Below are 12,720 nucleotides of genomic sequence, written 5' to 3' on the forward strand. Positions count from 1 at the left end.
TGATTCCTAATCTAGGAGGCCGCGATGGGCAAGACTCTAGCTCTTTTAGCGATTGCACTATGCTGCGCTTCGTCTTTGGCTGCACCCGACTCCAGGGCCATCAATGAACCGTTGAGCATTCAACGCCAGATCTTCGGAAGTGGCGAGCAAGGTGCAGCAGGCTCGCAGCAAGCAGAGCCAGTAGGTGACTATGGGGTATGGCATGTGCCGCAGTACCTGCCTGGTTACCCTACTGCAGCAACTATCTGGCCCCGCGCCATACCTGTGAAATGCAAGGACAGGCAATGCGAAGGCTATGTGATTACCCCGCAGATGGGGCCAGGTGAGTACCTGTTTTTCGTGCCTACAAGCGAATAGACTGGTCAAAGGCATAACAGGACGGCAGCACCCCATTGGTGCTGACAGCAACTCACCTAACAAGGGCGGGCTTCAACCCGCCCTTGTTGATTGGTGCTCTGCAAATATGCTGCCACTCAGCACCGATAGCGACACCAGAAAAGTATCTGCCGATAAAGCGACTTAGCCTCGCCCCCCATGTCGACATCATGGGCGCAACGCGTTTTTGTCCAAAGGAACGCCACGACAATTTTTTGCGCCTAAATATCGAATACAATCCGCATCCCTCCAGGGCGAGTGCTGGGAATTGAAATCCCGCAGCAGGGCGTTCCGGTCCAATCCGGCACGACATACCCAAGCCGAGAAGGCAGCCTCGCGCCATCCAGCCTTCCGTTCTCCACGCGAAAAGCCGGCGAATCAATGACGCCACAGCCGCATGCCTTTCCCTTGCCGGGGTAAGGCAGGATCTCTCTTGCTCGCTCATCTTTTCGAAGTTGCACAGTCACTGTGCATAACTTTGCATAATCTGGTGCAGACCTATATCTTGCAATGCCATGCTCAGCACCGACAGCATCACCCATCTGGCAAACATCCATTCGCTTCCAGCCTTTAGCACATAGCAGGTCACCAGGTTCATTTCTCTCTGAAAAATGCTTTTTGAGCATCGCTGCGCCAGTACTGTCAACGAGATCCTTTGCTGTCAATCCGAGCAACCCTGGCTTGAGTCAAGCCACAAAAAAAGCGCTGTCCATGGCAGCGCTTTTTTCCACAGATCATGTGGACATGATTGTGGATATCCGGTGAAATCCTGGTGATAACAGCACACAAGCCCTTGTACTTGCGGGTTGAAAGGTAGGTTGCCTCCAAATCAGGCAATTGCAAATCAAGGGTTAACCCCGGGCATTTCAGAGCTGGCGCCGGATCACCATACGTCCCGACTCGGTGATATGCCAGTGCTTTTCTGCATCCTGCTCCACCAGCCCCCGCTCCAGCAGGCGCCTGGAGAGATATTCCTTGGCGGCAGACCACAGGGAGACATCCTCACCCAGCTCCAGCTTCTTGAGTGTTTCCAATTCATCGACCGTAGGTTCATACACAGGTGCGCGATAGACTGCGGTTTGCATGGTGACTTCTCCTAAGCTCGTGCGATGACTGGCCGCTCCGGCTCCTAAGCGCCTGAGATCCAAGATAAACCTGTCATCTGCGACGCGCAATAGCTGCACGCCTGCTTTACCTTTATTCACCCGACAATCCCCACCACACCGACCTGGCAGCCCAGCCATCGGCTGCGACTCTTCATTTCAGGAGCTGACCACCTTTATGCTGTATGCGCTTGCTGTACTTTTCGCCTTTCAGCTACTGGGAGAGTTCCTGGCCCGCGTCACGGGCCTACCCCTGCCCGGTGCGCTGATCGGCATCCTGCTTTTGCTGCTGGGTCTGCTGTTTTACAAACGCCTACCCAAGACACTGGAAGATACTGCCCAGGTTCTGTTGCAGAACATGATGCTGCTTTTCATCCCCGTCATTGCGGGAGTGATGCTGGAATTCGACCACCTGCGCCGCGAATGGCTGCCGTTTGTGCTGGCCTGCATTGCCGGAGCTGCCATCACATTCACCGCAACCGCCCTCACCTTCCGCTTCTGCCTGCAGCGCCAGCGCACTCGCAAGCCGGATGACGATTCCGCCGCAAAGCAGGAGCCCGGCGCATGAGCACACCTTTGCTTGAACGCCTGCACACCGCCTGGCTGAGCCTGGCCGAAGGCTCGCCCCTGCCCTGGCTGGTGCTGACCATGCTGGTCTATATGGCGGCCATGGCCATCTACCGAAAAAGCGGCAACCGCCCCATGCTGATTCCGGTGTTTACCGGCGTGGTCGTCATCGTCGCGATTCTGTTGCTCACGGGCACGCCTTATGAAACCTATCGAAACGGCGTATCCCTGCTGGGTCTGATGATAGGCCCGGCCACCGTGGCCCTGGCGATCCCGCTGTACGCCCAGCGCGAGCGCATCAGTCAGCTGTGGTTGCCCATCAGTGTCGCGTTGCTGGTGGGCTGTCTGGTCGCTCTTTTTTCAGCGCTGGGCATTGCCTGGGCCTTTGGCGGCTCGCAAGCTACGCTGATCGCCGTGGCGCCCAAGTCGGCCACCATTCCCATCGCCCTGCCCATGGCCGAGCGCTTTGGCGGAACACCCTCGCTGGCCGCCGTGGCCGTGGCCATTACCGGCATCAGCGGCACCATGATGGCACCGCTGCTGTGCCGCGTCCTGCGTCTCAAGGATCCAGCGGTTCAGGGCTTTGCCATCGGACTTACGGCCCATGCGATTGGCACGGCACGCGCCATTCAGCTCAACCCCACGGCCGCAGCATTCTCCGCTTTGGCCATGGGCTTGAACGGCGTGGCAACGGCTGTACTGATGCCACTGGTGCTGGCGATTACCCCTTGGATCTAAAACAATAGCTGCCAGCGCTTGGTAAATAACCGCTGGCAGCTATTTTTGACTAACTTTTACGCTCGCTACGTCGGTAGGCTGCAAGCGCCCCAAGAATCAGCGCCATCCCCAGCCACTGCACCGGCTGCGGCTTGGCACCAAACCAGAGCAAATCCACCAGCAAAGCCATGACGGGGTAAATAAAGGACAGGCCGGCGATCGCCTGCGCCTGAAGTCTTTGAAATGCCGTGTACATCAGCGTGTACATCCAGGCCGTATGCACCAGGCCCAGCAACAGCACCGCAACCCAGACCTTGGGACTGAAGAGTGCCTGGGCGCGCAGCTCCCACACCCAGGGCAGCAAGCTCAGCGCCCCCACCAGCATCTGCAGCATGGCAATCTGCGCCGGCGCAAGCCGCCTGAGCCGCTGTGTGGCCAGGGTGGCCATGGCATAAAGACCGGCGGCCAGCAGTGCCAGCACAATGCCCAGGGATTGCCCTTGCGACGCCTGCTGGTCAGTCAGCCCGATCAGACCGCTGCTCAAACCTACGCCTACCAGTGCCAATACCAGCCATGGCAGCCGACTGAGAGGCAGAGGCTCGCCCTGCAACAGAGCCGCCAGCAGCAACAGCAAGAAGGGCTGTACGTGATAGACCACCGTGGCAATGGCAATGCCGCTGTATTCATAGGCACGAAACAGGCACAGCCAATTGACGATGAGCGCCGCCGCCCCTAGCAAGAGCCAGCCGCTCTCGCGCCAGGTCGGCCTGGACCACTGGCCAGACCAAAGCACCCAGGCTGCCAGCCCGAGGCCGCCGAGCAGACAACGCAACCACACCACCCACAGCACAGGCAGGCCGCTCTCCAACACCAGCAGGCCAATGGTTCCGGAAAGCGCCATGGCCAGCACCATGCGCCAGTTGCCGCCAGCTGCATTGGACGGAGAGGTGGCGGCCAAAGCTGGTTTGGAAGCCAGCACTTGCAAAGAGGAAGAGGTCTGGGAAGTCATGATGGCATGGTCCATCAATCACACTCAAGCATCAATACAGCCTTATTCCACTTACTATTACCTATAAATCAACAATCAATCCGAACCATGAGCACAGAGCCCGGCCTGCTGCCTGAAATGCTGGTTTTCGCCAAGGTAGTCGAGCTGCGCAGCTTTGCCGCCGCCGCACGGCAACTGGATCTGACCACCTCGGCCGTCAGCCGCAGCGTGGGACGACTGGAAGCCCACTGGGGCGTGCAGCTGCTGCATCGCACGACCCGCTCCCTGTCCCTGACCGAGCTGGGTGCCGAGATCTATGCCGCCTGCAGCCAGCTGGCTCAGACCGCCAGCGATATCCATGCCATTGCCGGCCATTACAGCGGCGTGCCGCGCGGCACGGTGCGGCTGACGGCACCGACCATCTTTGGGGAAATCTGGCTCAGCGCACAGCTGCCCGCCCTGCGCCGCCAATGGCCCGAGCTCGAGGTCGCCGTCAGCCTCAGCGACCAGATGCAGGACCTGGCTCAGCAAGGCCTGGATCTGGCCATTCGCCTGACCCGGCCCGAACAGCTGCCGCCGCATATGGTGGCGCGCGAGTTGCGCCAGGTGCGCTATATCGCCGTGGCCTCGCCAGCCTACCTCAGGGGCCTGATCAAGCCGCCCGAGCATCCGCAAGAGCTGGGACGCGAGCATGGCGTGGCATGCATCACGCTGGGCTATGGCGACTTTCAGAGCCGGCTGCAATGGATGCACGGCCATGCTCGCAGTCCAGAGGCTGTCGTGACCGAGGTCGCTGTTCACTCTCCTTTGTCCATGGACAGCAGCACCGGAATCATCAATCTGGCGCTGCAGCACCAGGGCATAGGCCTGGTGGCAGACTTTGCCGCCCAGGCCGTATTGCACAGTGGCGCGCTGGTACAGGTTCTGCCCGACTGGCAGCTGACGGGCAACTACGCGCCGCGCACCGCTTATGCACTGTATATGCCCTCGCGCCACCTGCCGCTCAAGGTGCGGGCGCTGATCGATCATCTGGTCGAGGCAGGCAAGCATTAAACCCATGACTCAAACTGGCCCAGTCGCAGCGGCCTGATGGCCAGCCGTATCGACAGTCGCTGCAGCGGCTTGCGGCCAGAAAAGAGCACGCACGTCAGCGCAGGCATAAGGCAGGATCAGAGCCATACCGCTCAGCAGAGTGCCGACACTGGCGACAGCGCTGCCCAGACCCGATTGCAAGACAGGCCCCGTAAAACAGGACACCAGCAAGCAGGCTAGCGTCGAGCTGACAGCCAGACTCGGCGCCCAGTTCCTGAAGCGCAGCTGCCCGTAAAAAGACACCAGCATGGTCACAGTCACCACCGCCATGGCAAGCCATACCCCTGGCGGATGACTCTTGATGCCACCGAACTGCGCCATGCTGTCATACACCGACTTCAGACTCGCCGGGATCAGTGGGTAAAAGGAATCCAGGCACAGGCCCGCCACAGGGATGAGCATGGAGGCAAGAACAATGGCCCGGTATGTCGATTTCGTCAATTCCCTCTCCCTCGATGCTTTACCGGGCATCGTATCGGGATATCCCCATTCGCCCGCTACAAGCTTGTGGACAATACCAACCACTCACCGGGATAAGCATATCAAGCCATTGTTCTGCAACGACTTTTCAATACGCGCTTAAATTTTAAGCAAACCACACCACAAGACACTCAAAGCCTGCCAACTCCGCATTTCATAGCAGCTCATGCTTGCCAAAATTGGACTGCAGCCCAGTTTTCCCCATCAAATCACTACAAGCTTGTGGACAAACCCCGGCAACACCTTGAATAAGCAAGCTAAGTCCTTGTCAGCGCAGGACAATCGGGAGGCTGATCATTTTTTAATCAACCCCCATCGGGCCACCAGGCTCTCAGCGCAGCGGCCCTTGCCAATCGGCCAGGCGATGGGCACTGTCCCAGAACTGCCATTCCAGCCGGGCCGCATCCTTGTAGGCTGCATGCATGGCCGCACGTGTGGCCTCGCTCGCATCGACTGCCAGACGATCCACCGTGGCGCAGACGCCGCGCACCGCCGCGTGGAACTCCTCGCTGGCATAGGTATCGACCCAGGCCTGATATGGATTGTCTTTGGCCGAGCGCGCATGAATGTCGCGCCCCACCTCGGCATAAATCCAGAAGCAGGGCAGCAGCGCGGCCACGGCCACCGGGTAAGTGGCGCTCCAGGCCGTGGCCAACAGATAGCTGGTGTAGTGATGGCAGGCCGGCGTCAGCGGCGTGGCCGCAAACTGCTCGGGCGTGATGCCGAAATCGCGCATGAAGCCGCCATGCAGGGCCCGCTCCACCACCACGGCCTCATTGGCGGCATTGGCAAACTGCACCACGCCTTCGGCGTTATCGGATTTGGCCGCCGTCACGGCCAGCGCGCGGCCATAGGCTACGAGGTAGTGCGCATCCTGAATCATATAGTGGCAAAAACGCTCCCGACTCAGCGTGCCGGCCGCCAGTTCCTGGTTGAAGGGCAGCTCCAGGGTGCTTTGAAACAGCGCCTGGTTGGCATTCCACAGGCTTTGGCTGAAGGACATGATTCGACTCTCCACTGCAAAAATTCATAGCAGCCAGCGCTTTGCTGACTGCTCTAGAAACTGTTTTTACCTGAAATAAGCCATTTGCTATTCATACCGCTGCGGCTTTGAGGTCAAAGCTGTATTGCAGCGGATGTGCTCCATTCCCCCTCGAACTTGTCCGTCGACTCACACGAGCGCCAAAGCGATGAACAAGGCAGGGGAAACCATAGGCTCCAAAAACCTCGTCAGCCCCATTGACCGACTGATCAGTCAGTTCATAGACTTGAATCAAGGAATCACCAAAACATCACATGTATTGCAAGGAGGCAGGGGAATGGACATCCATTTTGCAAACGAGCTTTACCGCCGCGCCACACATGCCATGCAAACCGGACTGGCCGACGCCGATACACAGGGCGGACAGGTCGCAGTCTCCCAATACACCAGCGACGAGCAGACCACCCAGGAATTGCGCTTGTTGCGCCAGTTTCCCCAGCCCGTGGCCGGTAGCTCATCCATTCCCACGCCCGGCGCCTGGCTGTCGCTGACTCCATTTGATGTTCCGCTGCTTTTGGTCAGGCAGTCCGACGGAGCCGTCCACGCGTTCTTGAATGTCTGCCGCCACCGCGGCGCACGCGTTGTGGCCGAGGGCAGCGGCACCGAAACACGAGCCTTCACCTGCCCCTACCACGCATGGACTTACCAGCCCGATGGTGGCTTGCGAGGTGTTCCCGACTCCTTCGGCTTCCCCCAACTGAAGAAAGAGAAATCCGGTCTCAAAGGGCTGACCGCCGTCGAGCGGGGCGGCATCATCTGGGTGGTGCTGGACCCCACATCACCCATCAGAGATATCGACACACACCTGGGTCCGCTCATGGAAAACCTGGAGTCGCTGGACGGGCTCCACTCCCCCGTGTCCTATGCGCAGCGCTCGCTCGAAGTCAACGCCAACTGGAAGCTGCTGACAGATGGCATCTTTGAAGCCTATCACTTCAAGGTTGCGCACCGCCAGACCATTGCCCACATGTTCATGAACAACCTGCAACTGGTGGACGAATTTGACCTGCACCGGCGCTTGTACCTCATCAAGTCCCGCTTTCCAAAAGAGCAACCCGAAGCAAACGGCTTCGACCCGCGCAAGTATGGCAACCTGACTTATTACTTCTTTCCCAACACGATGATCCTGGTCCAGCCCGACCACGGGCAGCTCAGCTACCTGGAGCCGCTCAGCGCCTCCCGCACACGGATTCATGAGATCACACTGATTCCGACCGAGCCCGCCACAGACAAGGCCGCAGCGTACTGGAACGCCAACGTGGACCTTTACCGCCGAACCCTGGCCGAAGACTACGCCCTCGCTGAGTCCATACAGGCCGGCCTGGCATCAGGCGCCAATGACAGCCTCACCTTTGGCTCCTTCGAGTACAGCGCGCCCCGCTTTCACACGCAACTCCAACAGCAGCTGGACTCGCTCCACCCCCGCCCTCTGAGCCATAAGCCTGTGAAGACAGCCTCTAGCTGACCCCTGACCTCTGCATTTGCCTCTGCGTTTACTGCTGCATTAGGTTGAGCCACGACCACCTGTTGTGCTTGAAGATTCGGACGCCCGCGTGCTGATCATCGACACGAAGTTTCTGGACCGTATCGGCACTCGCAGCACTTCGTCAGGCAAGTGGGGTACGTCAAACGCCCGAAAAGCATGGACTTTCTGACAAGCCTACCGCGCACGGAATCAGGCAAGCTGCTCAAGCGCCAACTGCGCGCACCGTACTGGGCGGGACAAGAGCGGGCCATCAACTGAACGAGCCACTGCACACGCGCCGCCCTCCGGCCTGTGCCCTCCCATTTCTATAATCACTGGATGCCCTGCAAACCGCTCTCTCGTAAAGAACTGATCCTGGATCGTGCCGAACAGCATTTTGCCGACCACGGATTTCAGGGGGCATCACTATCGGCCATCGCCCGGGACTGCCAGATCGGCAACCCCGGCCTGCTGCACCACTTTCCCAGCAAGGAAGTGCTGTACCGCACCGTGCTCGAGGCTCAGGCACACGAGCTGATGCAGCGCATGGAGCAAGGCGTCCAGTCCGAGGCGCTGCTGCAACAGCGCCTGCAGGCCTTCATCTTGCTGCAGATCGAATGGATGCAGGCCCGCCCTTCGGGCTTCAAACTCATTACTCGCGAGCTGTTGGACAATTCCGAGCGCATTGAACTGGCTCATACCCGGCCGCTAGAGACCTTTTTGCTTCTGAGTGTGGCCTTGATTGAGGAAGGTCAGGCAGCCGGATTGCTACGTCAAGACATCGCTGCCGTTGCTTTGCTGACCATTATTCTGGGCAGCCTCAATTACGCACAGATTGTGCGCCCCACCTTCAGCAGAGCCTTTACCGAGCCAGACCTCAAGATCAACAGCCACTGGATGCGGCGTATCGCTGCAGATGTACTACTACTCATCAGCACTTCAAGCTTCGTCTCAAAAAAGGCATAACGCAGCCAGTTCAATCACTCTGTTTTTCCACCACGAATTTCCTGTGCGCGGCCCTGCAGCCACTGGCTGAACACCCGCAGCGCCGGAGATGGCTGTGCCTCGGTCGCCAGCGCAGGCGTTACCAGGTAATAGGCGCGGTTGCCGCGCAGCGGCTGGGGGCAGGCGATGATGAGATCGCCACGCGCGATCTCCTGCTCGATCAGCATGGGCGGGATCAGCGCCACGCCCAGCCCCTGGCTGGCGGCCACGGCCAGCATGGAAAACAGTTCGAGCCGCATGCCGTCGAGCGCGCGCGGTGCATCGACATGCATCGCGTCGAACCACTGGCGCCAGCCCTGGGGGCGCGTACTTTGCTGCAGCAGCGGCAGGCGCGCAATCACCTCGGGGCCCACCGGCAGCCAGGCGCGGCCTGGATCACGCTGCTGGGCCGTGGCTAGCAGTTGCGGGCTGCACACGGGCACAACTTCCTCGTCCATCAGCCACTGCGCTTGCACGCCGGGCCAGCGGGCCACCTGCTCGGGCGTGCCCGCATAAAGGGCTGCGTCAAACACGGTGTCGGCAAACAGAAACGGCCGGGTCTGCACGTCGATGTGCACTGTGATGTCAGGGTGCTGCTGGGCCAGTTGCGGCAGGCGCGGCAGCAACCAGCGTGTGGCAAAGGTGGGCACTGCCGCCAGATTGATGGGGCCACCCTCGCCCTGATGACTCATCAGATCCAGCGTGTCGCGCTCCAGCCCCTGCAGCCAGCGACCAACCTGGGTGGAGTAATGCCGGCCCGCATCGGTGAGCAGCACGCCATGGCGCGTGCGCTTGAACAGGGCCACGCCCACAAACTCCTCCAGCGCAATGATCTGGCGCGAGACGGCACTTTGCGTCAGCGACAACTCCTGTGCGGCCTTGGTGTAGCTGACATGGCGGGCGGCCGATTCAAAGCAGGCCAGGGCCTGGGTGGAAGGGAGAACTCTGCGCATATCTCTTGTGCCTAGAACGCATCAATCAATTTCAAAACAACGGGAAAACCCTGAATAATTCGTTTATACATGCGTTTTACTCATCCATAGATGATTATTCATCGTTTGCCAGCCCCTGTTCTGCAAACCTAATATGTGTGCAAGCACTCAGGCGGAAATGCGCCTGCAACCCGACACCTTGCATTCAGGAGATGAACATGGCCAATGGCTACCAGTGGGACGACTGCTTCCAGCTCGACCAGCAACTGACCGAAGACGAGCGCATGATCCGCGACGCAGCGCGCGAGTACTGCCAGGACAAGCTCAAGCCTCGCGTGCAAGCCATGTTCCGCAACGAGTCCGTGGACATCAGCATCTTCCGCGAGATGGGTGAGCTGGGCCTGCTGGGCCCCACCATCCCCACGCAATACGGTGGCGCGGGCCTGAACTACGTGAGCTACGGCCTGGTGGCGCGCGAGATCGAGCGTGTGGACTCGGGATACCGCTCCATGGCCTCCGTGCAATCGTCTCTGGTGATGGTGCCCATCAACGAATTCGGCACCGAAGCGCAGAAGCAGAAATACCTGCCCAAGTTGGCCTCAGGCGAGTTCATCGGCTGCTTCGGCCTGACCGAGCCCGACCACGGCTCCGACCCTGGCTCCATGGCCGCACGCGCCTACAAGGTCGACGGCGGCTATCGCCTCAAGGGCAACAAGATGTGGATCACCAACAGCCCTGTGGCCGACGTGTTCGTGGTCTGGGCCAAGGAAGTGAGCGAAGACGGCACTGTGGGTCAGATCCGCGGCTTTGTGCTGGAAAAGGGCATGAAGGGTCTGTCCGCCCCGGCCATCCACGGCAAGGTGGGCCTGCGCGCCTCCATCACCGGTGAAATCGTGATGGACGATGTGTTCTGCCCTGAAGAGAACGCCTTCCCCGATGTTCGCGGCCTCAAGGGCCCTTTCACCTGCCTGAACAGCGCCCGCTTCGGCATTGCCTGGGGCGCGCTGGGTGCGGCAGAAGACTGCTGGCACACCGCCCGCCAGTACACGCTGGACCGCAAACAGTTCGGCCGCCCACTGGCCGCCAACCAGCTGATCCAGAAGAAGCTGGCCGATATGCAGACCGAGATCACGCTGGGCCTGCAAGCCGCGCTGCGCGTGGGCCGCATGAAGGACGAGCACCAGAACGTGATCGAGATCACCTCGCTGATCAAGCGCAACAACTGCGGCAAGTCGCTGGACATCGCCCGCATGGCGCGCGACATGCTGGGCGGCAACGGCATCAGCGACGAGTTCGGCGTGGCCCGCCACCTGGTGAACCTGGAAGTGGTGAACACCTATGAAGGCACGCACGATGTGCATGCGCTGATTCTGGGTCGCGCCCAGACCGGCATTGCGGCGTTTGCCAACTGATGGCTCCCCCTGAGCGGCTACGCCGCTTTCCCCCTCCCTGGCGCTTCGCGCCGGAGGGGGACGGCAACCTCGCTGCGGGGCGGCGGGGCCGCCCAGGCCCTTGCTTGTTGCCCTGGCCTCGGGATGATGGCAAAGATTGCTGTCACCGTCACCTTCTGCTCACTATCTATTAACGAGCTAGTACCGTTTGATTTGTCTGGGTTTTGAATAGTTTTCAGCTCAGAACCCAGACAAATAAAGCGCAAGCAGCTATTTATTTCATTGTTTCGCTTTACGGGATCATCCGACATGAACGCAAGCTCCACCACTCCCACCGGCGCACTGGCAGGCATCAAGGTGCTGGATCTGTCGCGCGTGCTGGCGGGTCCATGGGCCACGCAGATGCTGGCCGATCTGGGTGCCGATGTGGTCAAGGTGGAGCGCCCGGTTGCCGGCGACGATACGCGCCACTGGGGCCCTCCGTTCCTCAAGGACGATGCGGGCAACGACACCCGCGAAGCCAGCTACTTCACGGCCTGCAACCGCAACAAGCGCTCCATCACCGTGGACATGGCCCACCCCGAGGGCCGGGCTCTGCTGCAGCGCATGGCGCAAGAGGCCGATGTGGTGGTGGAGAACTTCAAGACCGGAGGACTCGCGCAATACGGCCTGGACTATGACAGTCTCAAGGCTCTGAACCCGCGCCTGGTGTACTGCTCCATCACAGGTTTCGGCCAGGACGGCCCCTACGCCGAGCGCGCCGGCTATGACCTCATGGTGCAGGCCATGTGCGGCCTGATGAGCATCACCGGCCATGCAGATGGCGAACCCGGCGGAGGCCCGCTCAAGGTCGGCGTGGCCGTGATCGACGTGTTCACGGGGCTCTATGCCAGCAACGCCATCCTGGCCGCGCTCAACGCCCGTGACAATGCGAGAAACGGCAGCGGTCAGGGCCAGTACATCGATATGGCGCTGCTGGATGTGGGCATGGCTGTGCTGGCCAACCAGGCTGCAGGTTTTCTGGCCACCGGCCAGGCGCCGGGCCGCGCCGGCAACACCCATCCCAGCTTGGCGCCCTATCAAGACTTTCCGACATTGGACGGCAATGTGCTGCTGGCCATCGGCAATGACGGTCAGTTCGCGCGCTTCTGCGCAGCCATCGGCCAGGACGGCTGGGCCCAGGATGCACGCTTTGCCACCAATACCGCCCGTGTACAGAACCGTGCGGCACTGCTGGCGTTGATGAAGCCACAGATGCTTCAGCGCAGCACGGCTGACTGGATTGCGCTGCTGGAAGACAAGGCCGTGCCCTGTGGCCCCATCAACACCGTTGCCCAGGCCTTTGAAGACCCCCAGGTCAGGGCGCGCGGCATTCAGAAAAGTCTGCCGCGAAACGCCAGTGACGGCATTGGCCATATTGCCACCGTCGCCAATCCCATACGTCTGTCGGCCACGCCGGTGACTTACCGCAACGCCCCGCCTGCCCTCGGCCAGCACACCGATGAGGTGCTGCGCGAATTCGGACTTGATGACAACGCCATTGTTGCGTTGCATGAGCAGGGAGTGGTTTGAGGCCTTCACGGC

Annotated in this window: 14 protein-coding genes; 8 read left to right on the forward strand and 6 right to left on the reverse strand. The window is 60.4% G+C overall.

Annotation, left to right across the window (positions count from 1 at the left end):
- Nucleotides 1-24 precede the first annotated feature (24 nt).
- Nucleotides 25-357: a hypothetical protein gene (locus F0P97_RS20865; RefSeq protein WP_034349562.1), complete on the forward strand. Its 333-nt coding sequence runs from the start codon at nucleotides 25-27 to the stop codon at nucleotides 355-357.
- Between the two features lie 481 nt (nucleotides 358-838).
- Here the strand turns inward: F0P97_RS20865 and F0P97_RS27855 are convergent, their stop codons facing one another.
- Nucleotides 839-973, reverse strand: a complete 135-nt coding sequence (locus tag F0P97_RS27855; RefSeq protein WP_269780055.1) for a hypothetical protein — start codon at nucleotides 971-973, stop codon at nucleotides 839-841.
- A 268-nt stretch (nucleotides 974-1,241) separates the two neighbouring features.
- Nucleotides 1,242-1,460, reverse strand: a complete 219-nt coding sequence (locus tag F0P97_RS20870; RefSeq protein WP_003078700.1) for a hypothetical protein — start codon at nucleotides 1,458-1,460, stop codon at nucleotides 1,242-1,244.
- 196 nt (nucleotides 1,461-1,656) lie between these two features.
- On the opposite strand from F0P97_RS20870, the gene F0P97_RS20875 reads away from it, so the two are divergent.
- Complete coding sequence (locus F0P97_RS20875; RefSeq protein ID WP_182283834.1) at nucleotides 1,657-2,046, forward strand: CidA/LrgA family protein; 390 nt, start codon at nucleotides 1,657-1,659, stop codon at nucleotides 2,044-2,046.
- Nucleotides 2,043-2,783, forward strand: a complete 741-nt coding sequence (locus F0P97_RS20880; protein ID WP_182283836.1) for an LrgB family protein — start codon at nucleotides 2,043-2,045, stop codon at nucleotides 2,781-2,783. The genes F0P97_RS20875 and F0P97_RS20880 overlap by 4 nt, the downstream gene beginning before the upstream one ends.
- Nucleotides 2,784-2,832: 49 nt before the next feature.
- On the opposite strand, the gene F0P97_RS20885 is transcribed toward F0P97_RS20880, so the two are convergent.
- Complete coding sequence (locus tag F0P97_RS20885; protein WP_232538002.1) at nucleotides 2,833-3,771, reverse strand: DMT family transporter; 939 nt, start codon at nucleotides 3,769-3,771, stop codon at nucleotides 2,833-2,835.
- An 87-nt stretch (nucleotides 3,772-3,858) separates the two neighbouring features.
- On the opposite strand from F0P97_RS20885, the gene F0P97_RS20890 reads away from it, so the two are divergent.
- Nucleotides 3,859-4,803: a LysR family transcriptional regulator gene (locus F0P97_RS20890; protein ID WP_182283840.1), complete on the forward strand. Its 945-nt coding sequence runs from the start codon at nucleotides 3,859-3,861 to the stop codon at nucleotides 4,801-4,803.
- A 9-nt stretch (nucleotides 4,804-4,812) separates the two neighbouring features.
- Here the strand turns inward: F0P97_RS20890 and F0P97_RS20895 are convergent, their stop codons facing one another.
- Both F0P97_RS20895 and tenA read right to left on the reverse strand, forming a co-directional pair.
- On the reverse strand, nucleotides 4,813-5,283 hold the full coding sequence (locus tag F0P97_RS20895) for a hypothetical protein (RefSeq protein WP_182283842.1): 471 nt from the start codon (nucleotides 5,281-5,283) through the stop codon (nucleotides 4,813-4,815).
- Between the two features lie 370 nt (nucleotides 5,284-5,653).
- Nucleotides 5,654-6,325 carry a thiaminase II gene (tenA, locus tag F0P97_RS20900; protein ID WP_182283843.1) on the reverse strand — a complete coding sequence of 224 codons (672 nt, stop codon included), beginning with the start codon at nucleotides 6,323-6,325 and terminating at the stop codon, nucleotides 5,654-5,656.
- Nucleotides 6,326-6,641: 316 nt separating this feature from the next.
- Here tenA and F0P97_RS20905 point away from each other — a divergent pair, with 316 nt between their 5' ends.
- Entirely contained in the window at nucleotides 6,642-7,829 is a 1,188-nt protein-coding gene (locus tag F0P97_RS20905; RefSeq protein WP_182283845.1) for an aromatic ring-hydroxylating oxygenase subunit alpha, read from the forward strand.
- A 312-nt stretch (nucleotides 7,830-8,141) separates the two neighbouring features.
- Complete coding sequence (locus tag F0P97_RS20910) at nucleotides 8,142-8,795, forward strand: TetR/AcrR family transcriptional regulator (protein ID WP_182283847.1); 654 nt, start codon at nucleotides 8,142-8,144, stop codon at nucleotides 8,793-8,795.
- A 14-nt stretch (nucleotides 8,796-8,809) separates the two neighbouring features.
- On the opposite strand, the gene F0P97_RS20915 is transcribed toward F0P97_RS20910, so the two are convergent.
- Nucleotides 8,810-9,766, reverse strand: a complete 957-nt coding sequence (locus F0P97_RS20915) for a LysR family transcriptional regulator (RefSeq protein WP_182283849.1) — start codon at nucleotides 9,764-9,766, stop codon at nucleotides 8,810-8,812.
- 197 nt (nucleotides 9,767-9,963) lie between these two features.
- Between F0P97_RS20915 and F0P97_RS20920 the strand changes: the two genes are divergently transcribed.
- Together F0P97_RS20920 and F0P97_RS20925 are read left to right on the forward strand one after the other, a co-directional pair.
- Complete coding sequence (locus F0P97_RS20920) at nucleotides 9,964-11,157, forward strand: acyl-CoA dehydrogenase (RefSeq protein WP_182283851.1); 1,194 nt, start codon at nucleotides 9,964-9,966, stop codon at nucleotides 11,155-11,157.
- 288 nt (nucleotides 11,158-11,445) lie between these two features.
- Nucleotides 11,446-12,708 carry a CaiB/BaiF CoA transferase family protein gene (locus tag F0P97_RS20925; protein WP_182283853.1) on the forward strand — a complete coding sequence of 421 codons (1,263 nt, stop codon included), beginning with the start codon at nucleotides 11,446-11,448 and terminating at the stop codon, nucleotides 12,706-12,708.
- Nucleotides 12,709-12,720 lie beyond the last annotated feature (12 nt).

This window comes from Comamonas testosteroni (assembly GCF_014076415.1).
In the GTDB taxonomy this organism is placed as follows: domain Bacteria; phylum Pseudomonadota; class Gammaproteobacteria; order Burkholderiales; family Burkholderiaceae_C; genus Comamonas; species Comamonas testosteroni_F.

Excerpts from the sequence above, each read along its gene's own strand:
- F0P97_RS27855 (WP_269780055.1), bottom strand. The coding sequence starts at position 973 with ATGAACCTGGTGACCTGCTATGTGCTAAAGGCTGGAAGCGAATGGATG.
- F0P97_RS20925 (WP_182283853.1), top strand. The coding sequence starts at position 11,446 with ATGAACGCAAGCTCCACCACTCCCACCGGCGCACTGGCAGGCATCAAG.
- F0P97_RS20915 (WP_182283849.1), bottom strand. The coding sequence starts at position 9,766 with ATGCGCAGAGTTCTCCCTTCCACCCAGGCCCTGGCCTGCTTTGAATCG.
- F0P97_RS20905 (WP_182283845.1), top strand. The coding sequence starts at position 6,642 with ATGGACATCCATTTTGCAAACGAGCTTTACCGCCGCGCCACACATGCC.
- F0P97_RS20880 (WP_182283836.1), top strand. The coding sequence starts at position 2,043 with ATGAGCACACCTTTGCTTGAACGCCTGCACACCGCCTGGCTGAGCCTG.
- F0P97_RS20865 (WP_034349562.1), top strand. The coding sequence starts at position 25 with ATGGGCAAGACTCTAGCTCTTTTAGCGATTGCACTATGCTGCGCTTCG.
- F0P97_RS20885 (WP_232538002.1), bottom strand. The coding sequence starts at position 3,771 with ATGACTTCCCAGACCTCTTCCTCTTTGCAAGTGCTGGCTTCCAAACCA.
- tenA (WP_182283843.1), bottom strand. The coding sequence starts at position 6,325 with ATGTCCTTCAGCCAAAGCCTGTGGAATGCCAACCAGGCGCTGTTTCAA.
- F0P97_RS20875 (WP_182283834.1), top strand. The coding sequence starts at position 1,657 with ATGCTGTATGCGCTTGCTGTACTTTTCGCCTTTCAGCTACTGGGAGAG.
- F0P97_RS20920 (WP_182283851.1), top strand. The coding sequence starts at position 9,964 with ATGGCCAATGGCTACCAGTGGGACGACTGCTTCCAGCTCGACCAGCAA.
- F0P97_RS20870 (WP_003078700.1), bottom strand. The coding sequence starts at position 1,460 with ATGCAAACCGCAGTCTATCGCGCACCTGTGTATGAACCTACGGTCGAT.
- F0P97_RS20890 (WP_182283840.1), top strand. The coding sequence starts at position 3,859 with ATGAGCACAGAGCCCGGCCTGCTGCCTGAAATGCTGGTTTTCGCCAAG.